Source organism: Streptomyces fagopyri (assembly GCF_009498275.1).
GTDB lineage: Bacteria > Actinomycetota > Actinomycetes > Streptomycetales > Streptomycetaceae > Streptomyces > Streptomyces fagopyri.
Genome location: NZ_CP045643.1, coordinates 8312762 through 8332150 on the forward strand (window position 1 = coordinate 8312762; position 19389 = coordinate 8332150).

Sequence of the window (19389 nt, forward strand, 5' to 3'; positions counted from 1 at the left end):
CCGCTGTCTTTCCGCCACGAGGCGGATGTCCTTCCGTCACCAGGCGGACACCACACCCAGAAGGGTTCCGTTCATGCTGCGTACCGCGCGGCCGCGCCACTATTTGATGTGCCGCCCGACCCACTTCGACGTCACGTACTCGATCAACCCCTGGATGCGTCCCGAGAAGTTGACCGAGCCTGGCATCGCGGTGACCCAATGGGAGCGACTGCGGCAGACCCTCACCGGACTCGGACACCAGGTCGAGCTGATCGACCCGCTGCCCGGGCTACCGGACATGGTCTTCGCCGCCAATGGCGCCACGATGATAGACGGAACGGTCCTTTCCGCGAAGTTCCGGCACGAGCAGCGCGCGCCAGAAGGCCCGGCCTACGCCGACTGGTTCGCGGCACGGGGCTACAGAGTGCACCACGCGGAGTTCGTCAACGAGGGTGAGGGTGACTACCTGTTCACCGGCAAGCGACTGCTCGCCGGCACCGGATTCCGAACGACCTTGCGGTCGCACGAGGAGGCCGCTGAGCTGTTCGGGCACGAGGTGGTGGGACTGACTCTGGTCAACCCCCGCTTCTACCACTTGGACACCGCGCTCGCCATCCTCGACGATGACGAGATCATGTACTACCCGGCGGCCTTCTCCGTCGGCAGCCGGGCTCGTCTCGCGGAGCTCTACCCCGACGCGGTGATCGCTACAGACCACGACGCTGAGGTGTTCGGCCTCAACGCGGTCTCCGACGGCCGGAACGTGGTCATGGCCGAGCAGGCCGTTGGACTCGCCGCCCAGCTGCGGGAGCGGGGGTATGTGCCGGTCGGCGTGGAGCTCTCGGAACTTCTGAAGTCCGGCGGCAGCGCGAAGTGCTGCACGCTCGAACTTCGCTCGGTGGAAGCCGCCTCGTGATTGATCACGACGGTCGGTGATTCTCCCCGGTGTCACCGAGGACGCGAAGAGTCCGCCCGGGTCGCGGCCTTCCGGCAACGTGAAGGCCTTGGCCCGGTTGCCGGCCACTGACCTTTTCGGGTTGCCTTCGGGTGGTGACGTTGGGTGATCAGCCAATGGGCCGGCCGCGCATGGCTGGGAGGATCAGCGGTGGACGCTGGAACGCGTCAGAACTCCGATCGGCCGCCAGTTCACGGTCAGTTGCTTGATCGCGGGAGCCTGACGGCTCCCGCACCGCCGTCGGCCTGCCCCACGTCCGGTGCTGTCCCAACGGCTCGGGCGTGCCCCTGTCCGAGCCCGTCCACAGGGGCCGACGGCTCGTCGATCCGCTAGCGGGGGATGGCCCGCTCCTGCCATTCCCGCTCGGTCACGGCCAGTTCGGCCTGGATGGGTCGGCCTCCTTCCTCAGCCCATCCAGGCGACGGCGGGCGGCGACCTCGCGCTGTTCCAGCAACCCCACGACCGACGGCACCCACGACCTCCACCGGAGCGACGACCCGACACGCCACCACTCTCACAGTTGCGGCTCCCGGCGCTCGCACCGCAAATACGCCTGACGTCCATACGGCCCCGCGCCACCCCACTGGCGAGGCTACGAACTCGTGCCACCCACCGATCTGGCGGCTTGACAGACCACATCAGGAATCACTGGCGCCGCCCGCAGGAGTCTGCGGGTGTGCCGTTTTGCCTTCGAGTGTTCTCCAAGGGAGATGATCACCTCAGCAGGATCTCCGCGCACGGGCCAGGAACCTCGTGACCGGCGCTTGAGGTCCCCTCGTGACTCTTCCGACGAATGCGAGTCCTCATGGCCGACAAGACCGTTCTGATCACCGGCACTTCCACCGGCATCGGCCTGGAGACGGCCCTCGGTGCTGCCCGCGCCGGATGGCGAGTGATCGCCACCATGCGTGACCTCGGCAAGGCCGGCGCGCTGAACGAGGCGGCGACCGCGGCGGGAGTCGCCGAGTCCATCGAGGTCCGCCGTTTGGACGTGACGGACGCCGCCTCCGCACAGGACTGCGTCTCCGGAGTCGTCAGTGACCACGGAGCTCTGCACGCTGTGATCAACAATGCGGGGTCCGGCCATGTCGGCACCCTCGAAGTGGACGGTGTGGAGGCCGCCCGCCGTGTCATGGAGGTCAACTTCTTCGGCGTCCTGAACACGACGGCCGCCGCCATGCCTCACCTGCGCGCCACCGGAGGCCGGGTGCTCGCCGTCTCCAGCGTCGGCGGCGTTGTCGGGCAGCCGTTCAACGAGGCTTATTGTGCGGCGAAGTTCGCCGTCGAGGGCTACCTGGAGGCACTCGCGCCCGTCGCCGCGACGGTCGGGGTGGACGTCACACTCGTCGAACCAGGGGCGGTGGCCAGTGAGTTCGTCGCGAACGTGGGCATCCCCGACGACCGGACGGAGATGAACGACCGCCTCGGGCCCTACGCGACCGCGATGGACGCCTACCTGACCCGCACCGCGGGCGCCTTCGCCGCCGCCCAGTCCGCGTACGACGCGGCCGCGGTCGTGGTCGCGGTGCTGACCGCCGAGCGTCCGGCGCTGCGGGTCCAGACCTCGGACGGGGCCCGCGCCTTCGTCGCCACCAAGCTCGCCGACCCCGACGGGGCGAAGATACTCGGCCTGACCAGCACCTGGGTCGCCTGAAGACGACCGCGTTCGCGTGCCGTGCCGTGAAGTCGGCAGGCTCGCGGGGGCATGGCGGGCCCGGCTTCCGGGACCATCAAGGGGCGCCAGGGCAGTCTCGGGGCGGAATGTGCCAGGGGGCGGCTGTGTGAGTCCGAGTTTCAGCATCCGCAGACACGTCCGGCACCGAAGTAGGGGTGAGCGCGGTGACTACCGCGCGCCCTGGCGATGGTGAGGTAGCACCATGTCCGCTTCCGGCTCCCGGCCGCCCGAATGTGTGTGGGACTACCCTCGGCCGCCCGCCGTCCAGAACGACAGCCGTCGCATAGTTGTCGAATACGGCGGCCAGGTGGTGGCCGGCACCACGCGGGCAGTGCGCGTGCTGGAGACCAGTCACCCTCCGGTGTTCTACATCCCCTCGGCAGACGTCCGTACCGATCTCCTTCGGGCCGTCCCCGGACGAACCTCGTGCGAGTGGAAGGGCGAGGCCGAGTACTGGGACCTGGTCGTGGGCGGCGACATACGTAGCCGGGCTGCCTGGAGCTACCCGCACCCCCGGGCCGGTTACCGGGTCCTCACTGGCCACTTCGCCTTCTATGCGAGCCGCGTGGACCGCTGCGTCGTCGAGGGCCAAACGGTGAAGGCGCAGGAAGGAGATTTTTATGGCGGCTGGATCACCACCGAGGTGCGGGGTCCCTTCAAGGGGGCACCCGGGACTCTCTTGTGGTGAGGGGTGAGGAAGGAATGCGGCCAGCCGTCCTTGGCGGCCACTCCACAGCCTCTGGGCGAAGGCTTCGGACAGGAGACGGGCGCCGCCCGCCCCGCATCGGGTTCGCTGTCGCCAAGCGGTTCGATGTAGAGGGTGCGCGGATGTTCCTCACCGGCCGCCGCCAGGAGCCGCTCGACGCGGCCGTCGCCGAGATCGGCCCTGCGGCGAGTGGGCGTGCGGCCAGACACCGGATCGCCACGCAAGGCCGGACGCGTGTCGTCACGGCGCCGGCTCCGCTCTGCCGCGGGCATCACCGGCCCGTTCAGACCGCGACGGCGGGGAACAGGCGATGTTCCGCCGCCACGATGGCGGCCCGGCGGGCGGTAAGGAAGGCGATTCGTTCGCCCTCGTCGGGGGGCAGCAGGTCTGTCTGACCGACCCACGTCATGGCGATCTGGCTGACGAACATCAGGATGTCCGCGGGATCCCAGCTCGGATCCAGGTGGCCCGCCTGCTGCGCAGCGCGCACCTGCTCGGTCTTGCGGCGCATGGTCGCGCGAACGGGGTCGTCCGAGCCGGCGAGAGGGGCGCCGACCAGTTCGAGCCTGCCCCAGTTCATGATGCGCAGACGTTCCGGGTGGGCGGTGAAGTAGTCGTGGACGCGTCCGGCGCAGCCGGGCAGGTCGGTGAGGTCAAGGCGGGTGGCCTCGGCGACGGCGGTCAGTTCGCGGGCGGCGACGGTCGCGTACAGCTCCTCATCGCTGCTTTGCTCGGTTCCTCGGAGCGCACGGATGCTTCTGATCATGAAGAACGTTCCACTTGCGAGGTCGCACCGTCGTTGGGGTGATCGCATGCCGGTGACTTGCGGTGTCACAGATGGATCGCGATGGGCTGTGGACCCTCCTCGGGCCGTTTGACTTGTGGTCCTGCAGGTTGGGTGAGACTGCCGCAGTTGCGGTGAGAAGGCGTACTGCGGGGTCCTGGGGGAGTGTGCCGGAAGGTGTTCATGGACGCAGCTGGGGGGATGCTCCCCCCAGGGGCACTGCTGATGGGCTCGTGGAGGACTGGCCAAAGCGCAAGCAGGATGACCCGGTTGAGGAAGCGGCACAGGTCGTCACGATGTCTTCGGCGAGCACGGTTCTGTGCAGGCTCATGCGCTCGCGTAGCAGTCCATGTCGAGGATGCGCAGTCCCGACCACGCGATGTGCAGCGGCAGCTTCGCCGGGCAGGGCACCGGCAGCACGGTCGACGGAAGCCGTCCCGGCGGGGCGTAAGGAATCATCCCGGCTTCTGATCGATCATGGCGAGTCTCGCGTCCACTTGGTCTCCCAATTCGATCAGAAGGTCCATCTGCGCGGGGGTCACGTGGTCGATCAGCGCATTGCGCACGTCGGCCACGTGGAGCGGGGCAGCAGCCTCGATGAGGGTGCGGCCCTGTTCGGTGATGACCACGACAGCCCCTCGCTGGTCGGTGGCACAACGCTCGCGGCGGATGAGGTTTCGATTTTGCATGCGGGTCAGGTGCTGCGACAGGCGGCTCTTCTCCCATTGCAGCGCGTCACCGAGAGCGAACGACCTCAGGCGTCCTTCGGGCGCCTCGGACAGGTGCGCCAGCACCTGGTAGTCGGCGGTGGACAGCCCGCTGTGGGTGCGCAGCCGCCGTTCGATGTATTCGGACAGGCCGGCCTGCATCTTCATGAGGCCGCGCCAGGCCCGCTGCTCACGGTCGTCCAGCCATCGCGGTTCGTCCATGGACGCCACTTTACCGCTTTGGTTGACATGTTAACCAGTCCGTGCGTACGTTTTGGTTAACACCTCAACCAAATTGAGCGGCGGAGGCGGGCACCGCCGCGCCCGACAGGACCGCGGCGACGGCAGCCGGACGGCGAAGCCGCTCCGCCGCCTCGACAGCCCTCAAGAATCGACCGGAGATGGGGACACGCATGTCTGCAGACACCCGCTATGCCATCGTGGGCAGCGGAAACATCGGTTCGGCGCTGGCGCGCCTTTTCGCCAGGGCCGGAGTCGAGGTAAGCATCGCCAACACCCGCGGACCACACTCGATCACCGAACTCGCCGCCTCCCTGGGCCCCACGGTCCGGGCCATGACGCTCACCGAGGCACTGGAGAGCGACGTCATCTTCATGGCGATCCCGTTCGGCGCGGTCGAGGTGTTCGGCAACGCGTTGCCCGACTGGAACGGGAAGACCGTCGTCGACACCACCAACGCGCACTACGCGGCCAACGCGGACGACATCCTCAAGGGCCGGCTCTCCTCGCAGTACGCGGCCGACGTCCTGCCCGGAGCCCAGATCGTGAAGGCCTTCAACCAACTTCCCGCCCAGACGCTCGCCGCCGAAGTGCCCTCCGGCCAGGGCAAGCGCGTGGTGTTCGTCTCCAGCGATTCCGGGGAGGCCAGTTCCCAGATCGCCGAGCTCGCCGGCACGCTGGGCCTATCGGCCGTGGAACTCGGCAGGATCGACGAAGGCGGACGCCTCATCCAGGTTCCAGGCGCACTGGTGCTCAGGGACTTCACCGAACAGCCGCCGCTCACCTGAGTGGCCGCGTTCCGCCCCTCACGGGCGGCACGGCCGGCACCGACGAGTCGTCCCGCCCCAGCCTCTGCCGTCACCGACCGCATCACGGCGGCCGGTGACCGGCTCGCGGCCAGGTGGACGCGCCGCTCACCATCGTTGAGACCACACTTCAGCAGCGCTCATGCGTGAACTGTGAAACCCGCCGGAACACCCATGCTCTTCGGACGCGGGTCCCTCACAGGTCGGGCGGTCCCCATCACTCTCCAGCGCGACACTCGCGCTCACGCCGAGGACTCCGGAGGGGAGCCGAGGGTCGGTGCGGACACCTCGTCCAGCGTGGTGCGGTGCTCAGGCGTGAGTGTGACGTCCAGCGAGGCGAGGTTGGCCCGCAGTTGGTCGATGGTCCGGGCGCCGATCAGGGTGGAGGTGATTCCGGAGCGTTCCCGCACCCAAGTCAGCGCGACCTCCGCCGAGGTGACGCCGAGGTCCTTGGCGACCTGGGCGACGGCGTCGATGACCGGTTGTCGTCGCCGAGGACCCGATTCCCTCCAGAATCGCCAGTGACCCACCCGCGTCCGTGCTCGTCGCGGAGAAAGTCGTGCGCCTTCGGACGATGGTCGCGTTCAGCACCGGCGGGTGGTGGGGGCGGTGCTCTCCCGCCCGTCCGCCTGTGCGCCTGTCCGTCCGCCCGTCCGTTCCGTCGGTCCGCCCCCGGTCCGCACGCCTGTTGCTCGGTGTGCTCGGCATGGCGATCGGAGTTCTCTTCGCCCGCCGGCTCCCACCCCCCAGGCCGGCTCCAGGGCGCCCGTGTCCGAGTCGCGACCCTCACTGTTCAGGTCCGTGCCTTACGTTCTGCGCGGACCACAGGAAAACAACCCGCGGCGTCAGCCGTCGAGGAGTGACGACATTGAGCGGCATGCCCACGCAGGCCTCCGGAGGGCCGGACGAACTCGAGCGGCGTCTGGGAGTGCCGGACGCGGTGCTGATCGGACTGGGGTCGATGATCGGCGCCGGGATCTTCGCGTCCCTGGCACCGGCCGCCCGGGCCGCCGGGTCCGGTCTGCTGATCGGGCTCGCCGTCGCCGCTCTCGTCGCCTACTGCAACGCGACGTCCTCCGCGCGGCTGGCCGCCCTGTACCCGTCCTCCGGCGGCACCTACGTCTACGGCCGGGAGCGCCTCGGGCAGTTCTGGGGTTACCTGGCGGGCTGGGCGTTCGTGGTGGGCAAGACCGCCTCGTGCGCGGCCATGGCCCTGACCGTCGGTTCCTACATCTGGCCCGGCCAGGCCCATGCGGTCGCCGTCGCCGCCGTGGTGGCGCTCACCGCCGTCAACTACACCGGTGTGCAGAAGTCCGCCCTGATGACACGGGTCGTCGTGACCCTCGTCCTCGCGGTGCTCGCCGCCGTCGTGGTCGTCTCCCTCACCTCCGGGAGCGCGGACGCGACCCGTCTGGATGTCGGTTCGGATGCCACGTTCGGGGGAGTGCTGCAGGCGGCGGGGCTGCTGTTCTTCGCGTTCGCCGGATACGCGCGCATCGCCACACTGGGCGAGGAGATCCGTGACCCGGCCCGCACCATCCCGCTCGCCATTCCCGTCGCGCTCGGCATCACCCTCGTCGTCTACACCGCCGTGGCCGTGTCCGTGCTGCTCGTGCTCGGCCCGGACGGTCTGGCCTCCGCCGGGGCGCCGCTGACGCGGGCCGCGCGGGCGGCGGGCGCCGACCTGCTCGTACCCGTCGTGCGGGCGGGCGCGGCACTGGCCGCGCTCGGTTCCCTGCTCGCCCTGATCCTCGGTGTCTCCCGCACCACGCTGGCGATGGCCCGGGACCGCCATCTGCCCCACGGTCTCGCCGTCGTGCATCCGAGGTTCAAGGTCCCCCACCGGGCCGAACTGCTCGTCGGCGCCGTAGTCGCCACAGTGGCCGCCACCGCGGACGTCCGCGGGGCGATCGGCTTCTCCTCCTTCGGCGTCCTGGCCTATTACGCCGTCGCCAACGCCGGCGCCCTCACCCTGACCCGTGCCGAAGGCCGCCCCGCCCGGATCATCCCCGTCCTCGGTCTGGCCGGCTGTCTCGTCCTCGCCTTCGCCCTCCCGCTGTCCTCCGTCACCACCGGAGTCGCCGTACTCCTCGCGGGTGCCGCCGCGTACGCAATTCGGCGCGCCCGCGCCCGAAGGCCGTGACCCTCGTGGGACGTGGCCGTCGGCGCGACTCGTGAGGTGTCGCGACGTGGACCGACACCCACCGCGATCCTGCGGCTCGGGGCAGTCTTCGGCCCGGACGGTCGACCACGCCTGCGGCCTTGCGGGCGAAGACGTTGGAGATTCGGGTCGGTCGTGTGGTGTTCGAGGAGGGCGTGCGGCTCGGTGGGCGGTTCGGAGAGGACTTGCAGACCGTGATGGGCGAACGCAGGACTCCGTCCCTGGGGAATCTCAACGAGCGTCCCGGTAGGCGCTCATCCCTTATTACCCGGAGCCCGCTTTCGGGTTCACGGTCGCTGGGACGTGCGGAGAGGGAAACAGGGGAAAAAGGGAGCAACTGGGTCAAGGTTGTCCCGGACCCATGGCTCCCGCACCGGGGGTCACGCCAACCTCTGCTGCCGCCCGGTCGGTGTGACCGCCGAATCGGGGTACACGGGCCGCCATGGCACCGAAGACCGAACGCGTCATGTTCCTGCGGGCCGCGCGGCAGTTGCACCGCGTCCGCACCTTCTACGTGGTGGGCATCCTGTTGTGGAGCGCATCGACCTTCTGGACGGCCTGGCTGTCGCCCGGAAGCCGGCAGATGTGGGTCTCCGCTCTCCTCCTCGCCGTCTTCGCCGGACTCCTTCTCACCGCCAGCCTGTCCTTGCGACGCCTCACGCCTCCCCGGACGGGCCGGCCCGCCCACCACGCCGCATCGCGGAACGTCCACGCCTGAACTCCCTTCACCAGGACCGCGTCGAGAACGGGCTCGCCATCGCGGGATTCCGGGTGGTCCTCTCTCCACGGCCTCCCGGTCCGTTGTCGGTGGCTCCTGACACGATCACCGGCATGGCATTCATCGACGAGCACACCCTCACCGAGTTGGCCGAGGAACACGGCGTTCCGGGAGATGTGGCAGGGGAGTTGGCGGGGCTGCTGCGGCCCTGTGTCTTCCTGGTCAGGTACGAGCACCTGCCCGAGCGCGGCCGGGCGGACCTCGGCCGGGCCGGGTGGACCGGCGGGCTGCCTTCGCTGCCCGAAGGCGTGGACTGGCCTGACGGGGCGGGTCCTTTCGTGCTGGGCGTCGACTGCGCGGCGCTGCCCCGCGATGGCCTGGACATCGAACTCCCCCCGGACGGGCAGTTGTTGTTCTTCACCACCTTCAAGTACGAGCCCGACAACGCCGTCGTTCTCCACGTCCCCGCCGGCGTCCCGACCGTGGAGCGCCCGCTGCCGGAGGGACTGGACGACCAGGAGGCCGTGGCCTACGAGCCGCGCCCGCTCTACGCGTTGCCCGGGTTGACCATCGACCACGACTGGTACGGCTCGCCCGCGGCGAAGGCGTTCGAGGGCGCGAGAGCGGAGGACGACGAGGTGCTGGACTGCTTCGTGGAAGCGGTCGTCAACAGCGTCCACGGCGGACCCGCGCCCCACTCGGTCGCGCAGATCGGCGGGTTCTCCGACCAGTGGCAGGTGGCGCCCGACCAGGACGGACTGGTGCTCCTGGCCCAGATATCCGGGAACGGCGTCGACCACAGGCTGTTCACGCTGAACCTGACGGTGGGCATCCGCGAGGACATCGCCGCCGGGCGCTGGGAGAACCTCCTGCACGTGCAGCAGTGCTGAGCCGCCGACCGCGCGATCCCGGGCGCGGTCCCCGCGTAGGCATTGCAAGAAATCGATGAATCAACGCAGGATTCTTACGAGATGGTGGAAAGATGCCTCCGGCATCTTGTGAGGGTGCCCGCGAACGCCCTACTGTCACCGCACCGGCACGGCCTGTCCCTCCACCCTTCCGTGGGCGGAGCGGCCCAAGCGTCCTCGCCCGCTCCGTCCGCCAGGCTTCGCCCTGCCCTGTTCGACCGTGCTCGTCGCACGTCCGTCCTCGTTCGTCCGATCCGAGAGAAACGAGAATCTGATGTCGCGGTACAGCACGCGCGCGGCAGCGGAGCGGGTCCGCAGCCGCGCGCGGAAACCGGCCAGGCTGACCACGGTGGTGACGGCGGCGGCCGCCGGACTCGTTCTGATGGCCGGTGCTCCGGCTCCGGCGGCCCCGGCAACCCCTGGGCACGGCAACGGCGTCGGCGCCCCGGTGGTGACCCGGGCCGCGCTCGATCCCGCCCTGGTCGCGGGGCGCGGCGCCGCGGTGGACTTCGCGGAGCAGGAGGCGGAGAACGCGCCGACCGACGGCACCGTCATAGGCCCCGACCGCACCGCCTACACGCTGCCCTCCGAGGCGTCCGGCCGGACCGCCGTACGCCTGAATCCGGGCCAGTACGTCGAGTTCACGCTGCCGCGCGCCGCGAACGCCCTCACCGTGCGCTACAGCATTCCCGACGCGCCCGAAGGCGGAGGCATCACCGCACCGCTCGACGTCTCCGTCGACGGCAGACACCGCTCCACGATGACGCTCACCTCGAAGTACTCATGGCTCTACAACCAGTACCCGTTCAGCAACGACCCCCGGGCCGATCTGCTGCACCCGGACTGGTGGATCACCGAGTGCGGATGCGTGCCCGCCGCCACCACCCCGGCGCCCACCGTCGACAAGCCGTTCAGGCCCAGCCACTTCTACGACGAGCAGCGGCTGTTGCTCGGCAAGCGGTACGAGGCCGGCGACACCGTCCGCCTCACCGCGCCCAAGGGCGGCGCCGCGGCCTGGACCGTGATCGACCTGCTCGACACGCAACTCGTCGCCGCACCGCACATCGAGCCGCGTGCCGCGAACGTCCTCGCGTTCGGCGCGGACCCCACCGGCCGTCGTGACGCGGGCGACGCCTTCGACCGGGCCATCGCGCACGCCAAGAAGCGGCACCTCAAGGTCTACATCCCGCCGGGCACCTATCAGGTGAACCGGCACCTCGCCGTGGACCACGTGACGATCGTCGGAGCGGGCAGCTGGTACACGATCGTCAAGGGCCACCAGGTCACCCTGGACACCCCTGCCCCCGACGGTTCGGTCCACACCGGCGTCGGCTTCTACGGCAAGGACGCGGCGGACGGCGGCAGTCACGACGTCCACCTGTCCGGGTTCGCCGTCGAGGGTGACGTCCGCGAACGCATCGACACCGACCAGGTCAACGCCGTCGGCGGCGCGCTCAACGACTCGACGATCGATGGGCTCTACCTCCACCACACCAAGGTCGGCATGTGGTTCGACGGCCCGATGCGCCGCCTGCGCGTCACTCACAACGTGATCGCCGACCAGATCGCCGACGGCCTCAACTTCCATACCGGCGTGACCGATTCCACCGTCTCGGACACCGTCGTCCGCAACACCGGTGACGACGGCCTGGCCATGTGGTCGGAGAAGACCGGCAACGCGCGCAACACCTTCGCCCACAACACCGTGCAGACCCCGGTCCTCGCCAACGGCATCGCCCTCTACGGCGGCACCGACAACACGGTCACCGGCAACCTGGTCGCCGACCCGATCAGAGAGGGAAGCGCCATCCAGGTCGGCTCCCGCTTCGGCGCGCAGCCGTTCACCGGACATCTGTGGATCACCGACAACACCACCGTCCGATCAGGGACGTTCGAGCTCAACTGGAAGATCGGACTGGGCGCCGTCTGGTTCTACGCGCTGGAGCAGGACATCGACGCCGACATCCGGGTCACCGGCGACCACTTCCTCGACAACACCTACAACGCGATCATGCTGGTCTCCGACTTCCCGGTGAAGGACAAGTACGCGATCCGGGGCGTTCACTTCAAGGACATCCGCGTGGACGGCACCGGCACGTCCGTCCTCAGCGCCCGCTCCGCCGGCACGGCGTCCTTCGAGAACGTGGACGCCCGTAACGTCGGCGCGGTCGGCATCAACAACTGCGGATCGTTCAACTTCCCCTCCACGGGATCCGAGTTCGCGGCGCAGGACCTCGGGGGCAACGACGGGGGCGGCACGACGGGCGCCTGGATGGCGTCCTGGGAACTGCCGAACACCATCACCTGCGACGACCGGCCCCCGGTGGTGGTGCCGCCGGCTCCCGCGCCCTGGTGACGGGCGGAACCGCGGCGGGTCGCACGGTGCCCGCCGCGGCACCGACGCCGGGCGGCACGGGTCAGCGACGGGGGAACGCGCGGGCGTACTGCGGCGGTGGGGGCAGGGTGACGCCCAGGCGGTGAGCGGCGTGGCGGGGCCAGTACGGGTCGCGCAGCAGTTCACGCCCGAGGAAGACGGCATCGGCCTCACCGAGGCCGATGATCTTCTCCGCCTGTTCGGGTTCGGTGATGAGTCCTACCGCGGCGGTGGGGATGCCGGTCCGTGCGCGCACCTGCGCCGAGAAGGTCACCTGGTAGCCGGGGCTCACGGGGATGGTGGCGTCGGGCACGATGCCACCCGTGGAGACATCCAGCAGATCCACTCCGTGGGCCATGAGCTCCCGGGCGAGGTGCGTGGTGTCGTCGGCGGTCCAGCCGGGCCGGGTCTCGGTGCCGTGGCCCGCGAGCCAGTCGGTCGCCGACGTACGGAAGAACAGCGGGAGTTCCTGGGGCCATTGGGCGCGGACGGCGTCCACCACTTCCAGCGCGAAGCGCATCCGCCGTCGCAGGTCGCCGCCGTAGTCGTCGGTGCGGTGGTTGGTCTGGGGGGAGAGGAAGGAGTGGACGAGGTAGCCGTGCGCGCCGTGGATCTCCAGGGCGCGGAACCCGGCCCGGTGCGCGCGCCGGGCGGCCCGGGCGAACTCCTCGACGACCGTGGTGATGGCGTGGGTGGTGAGTTCCTGCGGTGCGGGGACCGCGCCGAACGCGATCGGACTGGGGCCCACCCGCCGCAGGCCGGGGCGCGGCGGGTGGGCGTCGGACCAGGGCCGTCCGATGCCCGCCTTGCGGCCGGGGTGGTTGAGCTGGATCGCCGGTACCGCACCGGATTCGCTCAGCGCGCGGACGACCCGGGCGAAGGCCGGTGGCTGCTGGTCGTTCCACAGCCCGAGGTCGTAGGCGCTGCTGCGGCTCTCCGCGCTGACGGAGGTTGCCTCCACCATGACCAGGCCGGCGCCGCCCACCGCGCGTGAGACCAGATGCTGGAGATGCCAGTCGGTCGGTGTGCCGGTCTCCGGCCCCTCGGCGGGGGCCGAGTACTGCATCATCGGCGACATCCAGACCCGGTTGGGGATCGTCACACCACGCAGCGTCAGGGGCTGGAAGAGCTCGCTCACGGAATCTCCAGGGAGGACGGGGCGGCCACGGGACCGGTCGCACGCGTGGACACCGTCGTGCGGTGTCGCGGCGCGCGGATCCGGGATTCACGCGTGCGCGGTGGACCGTGGACGTCCACGGCCCTGGCGCCGACTTCGTGCGGCCGGCGACGCGGGCCGACGTGGCCGGCCCGTGCCCACCCATGGCAGGCGCTCTCCGAGCAGTCGGACAGCGCATGGCAGACCGTAGGGCGGTCTTCCCGGACCGTGACGCCCCGGGTGCCCGGTGCGGCGCGAGGCCACCAGAAAAGTCTCGCCGCGCACAGCCCCGGGCGCATCTCGGAAGCACGGCACACGCTGGTCGACCGTGCCTCCCGGATTCCCGCGGAAGGGCTCGGAAAGACCATCGGCTCCGGATCGATAAAGACGCTTTCGTGAATTTCTCCGCAGGTGCGCGCTCACTCGTTTGCACCACACCCGAAGCGCGTGACCAGCGTTAATGGAATATGACCAAAGCAAGTCCTTTTGAACCGTCGCTCTCCGGAGCGGCGGCGCAGAGCCCTTCCGCGTTCCGAGCTGTGATGTCCGGGCGATACACCCACATGCCTGCTGCCGCGTACTCGTCGCCCGATGGGGACGTTCCGGCTGTCATCCGGCCCTGACCCGACGGGGCGGAATTCCTGTGAATGACGACTACCCGGATCTCTCCTTCGCTCGACATGAACAACCTCCCGTATACCCGGGCGCGACGGGCACCGGCCGGCACAGCGGTCCCCCCGACGCCTTGTACGAACAGGGCTGGGACCCCGTCGAGGAGCTCACCTACCTCCTGCAGGACGCCGCCGCGGAGCAGGAGGCCACCGTGCCGCCACCCCGCAGTGAGCCGTCGTACGACGAAGAATTCATCAGCGAGCCGATGGACAACCTCGTGCAGATCACCGCCGAGTTGCCGCCCATCAGACGCTCCTCGACCGGACATCGGAAAGTGAGAGTCCGTAAACCCCGCTTCACCTGGCTGCAGACCGTCAGCTTCGTGATCGCCGCCGTCGCCGCGGTCATCGTGTCGATGGTGAGTGTCTTCGGCGGCATGGTGGCCTACGCGCCTCTGCGGCACATCGCGTCCAGCACGCAGAGCGGCTCGGGACCCTGGTGGCCTTTACTCGTCTACGGCCCCTGGATGGTGGCCTCGCTCTCCGTCCTGCGAGCGGCCCTGCACCAGCGCCGTGCCGTGCACTCCTGGTACGTCGTTCTGCTGTTCTCCTTCGTCGCCGTGATGTTCTGTGTGGCCGACGCCCACAAGAGCATCACCGGTGTGGCGGCGGCGGTCGTACCGGCCCTCGCGTCCCTCACCTGCTTCCAGCAGTTGGTCCGGCAGATCACCCTGACGCGGCCACCTCGCCAGCGCACATCCCGGCATCGGCAGCGCCCCGCACCCGCGCCTTCGGGACGGGTCGAAGGCAAGAGCGGTGCGGGCACTCGGAAACCGCCCCGCGCCTGAAAGTTCTCGGCCGCCCTTCGTCCAGCTCCTCGATACGGCTCCCCTCTGCCGAGCAGGGGGGAGCCGTATCAGGTGGTGGTCAGCCCTGGCGACGCGAGCGCGGGACGTCCACGGCGACGGTGGCCCTGTCGGGACGCAGCCGATGCGCAGGCGGTACACGGTCGGCGCGCGACCGCCGGGGCCGGGCGGAGCGCACGGGTCGACGCCTTTGCCCCGGCGCGATGAGTTCCGGCCCGCTCGCCGGTCTCCTCCGGTGAGCGTCGCGGGACGTCGAACGACGCTCACCGGCACGAGACACCTCGGAGGACACCATGACGACCACCCCCGGCCACACGAGTGGCAACCTCACCGGCAAGCCGCCCGTCGTCGACCTGGCCGCGTGGCAGGCGGCGCGCGATGAGCTGCTGGTGCGCGAGAAGGCCCACACCCGCGAGGGCGACGCCCTCGCCGCGGCCCGTCGCCGGCTGCCGATGGTCGAACTCGACGGGACGGTCGAAGTGGTCGGAGCCGACGGCCCGGTCCCGTTCCTGGACCTGTTCCAGGGCCGCGACGAGCTCGTGGTCTACCAGCACATGTGGTACGACGGCGCGCCGCATCAGGGGCAGTGCGAGGGCTGCACCACCACGGCCTGGCATCTGAAGGACGCCGTCTACCTCAACGCCCGCGGCGTCTCGCTGGCCATCCTGACCCCGGGACGCTGGGACGAGGTGGCCTCCTACGTCGAGTTCATGGGCTACACCCAGCCCTGGTACTCGGTGAGGGGCGTGGACGCCCCGGTCGGCGGGGACATGGGGCACATCGCCTGTTTCCTGCGCGACGGCGACCGCGTGTTCCTCACCTACTCCACGACGGGCCGCGGCAACGAGCCGGTCAACGGGTCCCTGAGCCTCCTCGACATGACGTCCTACGGTCGCGGCGAGGCATGGGAGGACAACCCCGAGGGGCGCTCCGTGATCGGTGACGTCCGCCAGGGGCACCCGTCCCAGGGCCGTCAGGCCTGCTGGTACTGGCGCTCGGACGCCGACGGCGTCGCCGACTGGGGCCCGACCAGCCGGCCCGTGCCGCAGTGGACCCGTCCCGGCGCGACCCCCGTGGAGACCCTCGGCCGGCACGGCCACCACCACTGACGCGCCTTCTCCGACGGCGTCGGCGGAGGTCTCGTGGGCCGGGCGGAACCCCCGGGCGTCGGGCGAGGTGAACGGCCTTCGTGCGCACGGGCGTTGGGCGGCACGCCCGGAAGGCGAACAACTCGCTCAGTTGCGCAGCGACGACAACGCGGCGGCCACTCGCCCGGACGCCTCCGGCGGCGTCGACGCGTGGGGGGAGAGCCGGAGCGAGTCGGCGCGCACCGTCGGAGTGACACCTTCGGCGTGCAACGACTTCGCGACGAGGGAGGGTGCGTGGTCCGGCATCGTGAACGAGAGGATGCCCGCGCGCCGCGCCGGGTCGGCGGGGGAGAGGACGCGGCCGCCGTGCTCCTCGACGACCTCGGTGAGTTCGTCGATCCGCATGGCGATCGCGGCCTCGATCGCCGCGACGGTGTGCCGCTCTACGAGGTCCAGCGCGGCCGCGAGCGCGGCGGCCGTCACCGGGCTGAGATTGGTGATCGACCACCGCTGCGCGTCCGGGGCGGGCGGGTGCTCCGTGCCGTCGAAGAGGCCGACGTCCTCGACCCCCGTCCAGCCGGTGAGGACCGGTTCCAGGGATTCCAGCGCGCGATCGGACAGCGCGGCGAAACCGGTGGCCCATCCGGCGCGCAGCCATTTCTGGCCGCCGGCGACCACCACGTCGGCCGCGTCCCAGTCCATCGTGGCCACGCCGAACCCCTGGATGGCGTCCACGATCAGCAGCCGGTCCGGTCCGATCGCCTCCCGCAGCGCCGCCAGGTCGGCACGGAAGCCGGTGCGGAAGTCCACGGCGCTGACGGACACGGCGACGACGTCGTCGGTCAGCGCGGCGCGGACGAGGTCGGGGGTGACCCCGTCACCGGGCGCCGGCGTGAGCCAGCGCGGCACGGCCCGGCCCAGGCCGGCGGTGCGGCGCCACGGGTAGTGGTTGGCGGGGAAGTCGGTGCGCGGCGCGAGGACCACGCCCTCGGGGATGCCGAGAGCGGCGTGGAACAGGCCGGTGGACGCGTTCGGGAGCAGCACGGTGTGCTGGGTGTCGGTGCCCGCGAGGCGGCCGGCGGTCTCCCGTGCGACTCCTTCGGCGCGCATCAGGTCGTCCACGGTGGTGTGTCCGGCGCGGGCGGACTCCTCCATGGCGCGACCGGTGGCGGCCACGGCGTCCCGCGACGGCGGACCGAACCGTGCGAAGTCGAGATACCCGGCGGGCGTGTCGAAATGGTCTGCGTACGACGTGAGCACGGGGCTCGTCCTTCCGGGAGATTCTGGTGCGGGTGGTGCGGGTGGTGCGGGTGGTGCGGGTGGTGCGGGTGGTGACAGTGGTGCTGTGCGGGCGCGCGCCCGGGTGAGGCGTGCCGAGTGGTGCGCCGGGTGAAGAACGCCGTGTGCGGGACGGGCCTGTGTCCGGCCGGCCTCCGCCGCGTGAGCGTCCCCACCTGCCCGAACGGTACGTGTCGCGCGCCGTGCGGGCCTGCCCGGGGTGTCGGTCCCCGCGCTCGGTGAGCGCCGCCGTCTCTTGCCCCCGGCCTCGCGCCGGCCCTCGCTCCGCCCTCGGGCTCACGGTCCGTCCGGGCGGACCGGTGTCCCAAACCGCGCGGTGGGCCCGATCCGTCGCGCCTGCGACGCGGCGGGCGACCACGCTGTGCCGTGGGCAGGGACGGCCGGACGGGCGGGCATCCCATGGTGGGGCGCCCGCCCGTCCGTCGGTGCCGGTACGGCCGGGAGTCAGTGCGCGGCGGATTCCTCGGGACGCGCGTGGCGCGGCAGGAGGAACGCGAGCAGGAAGGTCAGGGCGAGCATGCCGTCGACGATCCAGAGCACCGTCTTCATCACGGAGCCGAAACCGCTCTGGAAGGCCGACCGCGCGGTCGCGTCCAGTACGGCGGGTATCCGGGCGCCGGCCTGGGGTGAGGTCAGGGCTGTGCGGGTGTCCTTCTCCAGGCGTGCGCAGGAGTCCGGGGTCGCGGCCGGGTCCTTGGCGACGGCGCGGTCCGAGGCGCAGGCGCGCAGGTCCGCCACGACGCGCTCCTGAGCCGCGGGCGCGACGTGCGCGGCGGCCAACTGCCCCCGCAGGTCGTGCGAACGGTGGTCGACCGCGGTGGCGATCCCGCCGCCCAGCAGACCGAAGAACACGGTGCCGAGGATGGCCACGCCGAAGGCGCCGCCGAGCTGCTGCACCGCGGTCATCGTGCCGGACGCCGAACCCGTCTCGTGCTGCTCGACGCTGGCGAGCACGATGTCGAAGAACGGGGCCATGAGCAGGCCCATCCCGATGCCGGTGACGAGCAGCGACGGCAGAAGCTGCCAGGGGCCGACGCCGGACCCCACCTGGTCGAGGGTCAGCCACACGCCGAAGACACCGACGGCCATGACCAGCGCACCGGCCTGGAGCACGGTCCGGCCGAACCGGACGACGCCCTGGGCGACACCGAAGCCGACGATCATGCCGCCCGACCAGGGCACCATCACCAGTCCCGCCTTGAGAGGCGAATAGCCGAGGCCGATCTGGGTGTAGAGATTGAAGACCAGCATGAACCCCTGCATGGTCGAGAAGAAGACCAGGCCGAGGACCATGCCGCCGCTGAACCCACGCTTGCGGAAGAGGCTGGGGACGACCAACGGGTCCCGGCCGGCCCTGCTGCGGCGCGACTCGTACGTGCCGAAGGCGATGAACACGATCACCGAGGCGGCCATCATCAGGAACGTCCATACGGGCCAGTCGTACTCACGGCCCTGGACCAGCGGGAAGATGATGAGCAGCGCGGCCAGGGAGACCAGGAGCATGCCGGGGACGTCCAGGCGCGGCTTGGTGCCGGACCGGCCCCTCGGCAGGTAGCGCAGGGCGCCGAGGATGGCCGCGGCACCCAGCGGCAGGTTGACCAGGAAGATCATCCGCCAGCCGGTGCCGAAGTAGTCGGCGTCCACGAGCCAGCCCGCCAGGATCGGCCCGCACACCGCGGACAGTCCCATGACCGGACCGAAGAGGCCGAAGGCCTTCTGCGACTCCTTCGGTGGGAACATCTCCTTGATCATGCCGAGGCCCTGCGGCAGCATCACCGCGCCGAACAGGCCCTGGACTACGCGTGCGGCTATCAGCATCTCGGGCGACACGGACACCGCGCACAGCAACGAGCCCAGGGTGAAGCCGGCGGCCCCCACCAGGAACATCCGGCGCCGCCCGTGAATGTCCCCGAGCCGTCCTCCGGTGACGAGCCCGACGGCCATCGAGAGGGTGTACGCGGCGGCGAGCCACTGCAGCGTGGAGGCGCCGCCGCCGAGGTCGGCCCGCATGGAGGGGCCCGCGATGTTCGTGACGACGGCGTCGAGGAGGTCCATCACCTCGGCCGCGAGGATCACGAAGAGGGCGGCCCAGCGCCACCGGTAGGGCGCTGGCGAGTCGATGGGCGTCTCGGCGGACGCGACACCGGTGGTGGACATCGGAACTCCTCACGAAGGGGCCGCGCCACGGTGACGCCTCGCGGGCGTGGTGGCGCGGATGGACGGGACTGCCCGACTCGCCGGTAGGGCGCGGAGAGGCGGACGACCGGGTGGAGAACGGTGTTCACCTTAACAGAACAGCGCTCACCAAGAGAACGGCGTTCATTAAGATATAGCGCAACTCTGCGTCCCGGACAAG

The 19389-nt window shown here is 70.3% G+C and carries 16 protein-coding genes and 1 pseudogene; 10 read left to right on the top strand and 7 right to left on the bottom strand.

Annotation, left to right across the window (positions count from 1 at the left end):
- Window positions 1-25 precede the first annotated feature (25 nt).
- The 3 genes from ddaH to GFH48_RS35965 all read left to right on the top strand — a co-directional run bounded on the left by ddaH (window position 26) and on the right by GFH48_RS35965 (window position 3297).
- Window positions 26-895, top strand: coding sequence for a dimethylargininase (gene ddaH / locus GFH48_RS35955; protein WP_407698682.1), 870 nt, complete (start codon window positions 26-28; stop codon window positions 893-895).
- Between the two features lie 844 nt (window positions 896-1739).
- On the top strand, window positions 1740-2588 hold the full coding sequence (locus tag GFH48_RS35960) for an SDR family NAD(P)-dependent oxidoreductase (RefSeq protein WP_153292242.1): 849 nt from the start codon (window positions 1740-1742) through the stop codon (window positions 2586-2588).
- Window positions 2589-2811: 223 nt separating this feature from the next.
- Window positions 2812-3297 carry a DUF427 domain-containing protein gene (locus GFH48_RS35965; RefSeq protein ID WP_153292243.1) on the top strand — a complete coding sequence of 162 codons (486 nt, stop codon included), beginning with the start codon at window positions 2812-2814 and terminating at the stop codon, window positions 3295-3297.
- Between the two features lie 301 nt (window positions 3298-3598).
- Here GFH48_RS35965 and GFH48_RS35970 read toward each other — a convergent pair whose 3' ends face one another.
- The 3 genes from GFH48_RS35970 to GFH48_RS35975 form a co-directional block, all read right to left on the bottom strand.
- The gene (locus GFH48_RS35970) at window positions 3599-4081 is read right to left on the bottom strand and encodes a TetR/AcrR family transcriptional regulator (protein WP_153292244.1); all 483 of its coding nucleotides are present in this window, start codon (window positions 4079-4081) and stop codon (window positions 3599-3601) included.
- Between the two features lie 345 nt (window positions 4082-4426).
- On the bottom strand, window positions 4427-4558 hold the full coding sequence (locus GFH48_RS39820) for a hypothetical protein (protein ID WP_265590182.1): 132 nt from the start codon (window positions 4556-4558) through the stop codon (window positions 4427-4429).
- Complete coding sequence (locus GFH48_RS35975) at window positions 4555-5028, bottom strand: MarR family winged helix-turn-helix transcriptional regulator (RefSeq protein ID WP_153292245.1); 474 nt, start codon at window positions 5026-5028, stop codon at window positions 4555-4557. The genes GFH48_RS39820 and GFH48_RS35975 overlap by 4 nt, the downstream gene beginning before the upstream one ends.
- A 176-nt stretch (window positions 5029-5204) precedes the next feature.
- On the opposite strand from GFH48_RS35975, the pseudogene GFH48_RS35980 reads away from it, so the two are divergent.
- Window positions 5205-5834, top strand: a pseudogene (locus GFH48_RS35980) (NADPH-dependent F420 reductase); the annotation flags it as partial.
- Window positions 5835-6094: 260 nt separating this feature from the next.
- Here the strand turns inward: GFH48_RS35980 and GFH48_RS35985 are convergent.
- Complete coding sequence (locus GFH48_RS35985) at window positions 6095-6382, bottom strand: aldo/keto reductase (protein ID WP_153292247.1); 288 nt, start codon at window positions 6380-6382, stop codon at window positions 6095-6097.
- A gap of 347 nt (window positions 6383-6729) precedes the next feature.
- On the opposite strand from GFH48_RS35985, the gene GFH48_RS35990 reads away from it, so the two are divergent.
- The 4 genes from GFH48_RS35990 to GFH48_RS36005 all read left to right on the top strand — a co-directional run bounded on the left by GFH48_RS35990 (window position 6730) and on the right by GFH48_RS36005 (window position 11995).
- Window positions 6730-7995: an APC family permease gene (locus tag GFH48_RS35990; RefSeq protein WP_153292248.1), complete on the top strand. Its 1266-nt coding sequence runs from the start codon at window positions 6730-6732 to the stop codon at window positions 7993-7995.
- 460 nt (window positions 7996-8455) lie between these two features.
- Window positions 8456-8731 (top strand): hypothetical protein, encoded by a 276-nt coding sequence (locus GFH48_RS35995; RefSeq protein WP_153292249.1) that lies wholly within the window; start codon window positions 8456-8458, stop codon window positions 8729-8731.
- Between the two features lie 113 nt (window positions 8732-8844).
- On the top strand, window positions 8845-9621 hold the full coding sequence (locus tag GFH48_RS36000; RefSeq protein ID WP_228121129.1) for a DUF1963 domain-containing protein: 777 nt from the start codon (window positions 8845-8847) through the stop codon (window positions 9619-9621).
- Window positions 9622-9913: 292 nt separating this feature from the next.
- Window positions 9914-11995: a glycosyl hydrolase family 28-related protein gene (locus GFH48_RS36005; RefSeq protein WP_153292250.1), complete on the top strand. Its 2082-nt coding sequence runs from the start codon at window positions 9914-9916 to the stop codon at window positions 11993-11995.
- 61 nt (window positions 11996-12056) lie between these two features.
- Here the strand turns inward: GFH48_RS36005 and GFH48_RS36010 are convergent, their stop codons facing one another.
- On the bottom strand, window positions 12057-13151 hold the full coding sequence (locus GFH48_RS36010) for an NADH:flavin oxidoreductase/NADH oxidase (RefSeq protein ID WP_153292251.1): 1095 nt from the start codon (window positions 13149-13151) through the stop codon (window positions 12057-12059).
- A 661-nt stretch (window positions 13152-13812) separates the two neighbouring features.
- Between GFH48_RS36010 and GFH48_RS36015 the strand changes: the two genes are divergently transcribed.
- Together GFH48_RS36015 and GFH48_RS36020 are read left to right on the top strand one after the other, a co-directional pair.
- The gene (locus GFH48_RS36015; RefSeq protein ID WP_153292252.1) at window positions 13813-14628 is read left to right on the top strand and encodes a DUF2637 domain-containing protein; all 816 of its coding nucleotides are present in this window, start codon (window positions 13813-13815) and stop codon (window positions 14626-14628) included.
- Window positions 14629-14939: 311 nt separating this feature from the next.
- Window positions 14940-15755, top strand: a complete 816-nt coding sequence (locus GFH48_RS36020; protein WP_153292253.1) for a DUF899 domain-containing protein — start codon at window positions 14940-14942, stop codon at window positions 15753-15755.
- Window positions 15756-15881: 126 nt separating this feature from the next.
- Here the strand turns inward: GFH48_RS36020 and GFH48_RS36025 are convergent, their stop codons facing one another.
- Window positions 15882-16994: an aminotransferase class V-fold PLP-dependent enzyme gene (locus GFH48_RS36025; protein ID WP_153292254.1), complete on the bottom strand. Its 1113-nt coding sequence runs from the start codon at window positions 16992-16994 to the stop codon at window positions 15882-15884.
- A 483-nt stretch (window positions 16995-17477) separates the two neighbouring features.
- On the bottom strand, window positions 17478-19190 hold the full coding sequence (locus GFH48_RS36030; RefSeq protein WP_153292255.1) for an MFS transporter: 1713 nt from the start codon (window positions 19188-19190) through the stop codon (window positions 17478-17480).
- Window positions 19191-19389 lie beyond the last annotated feature (199 nt).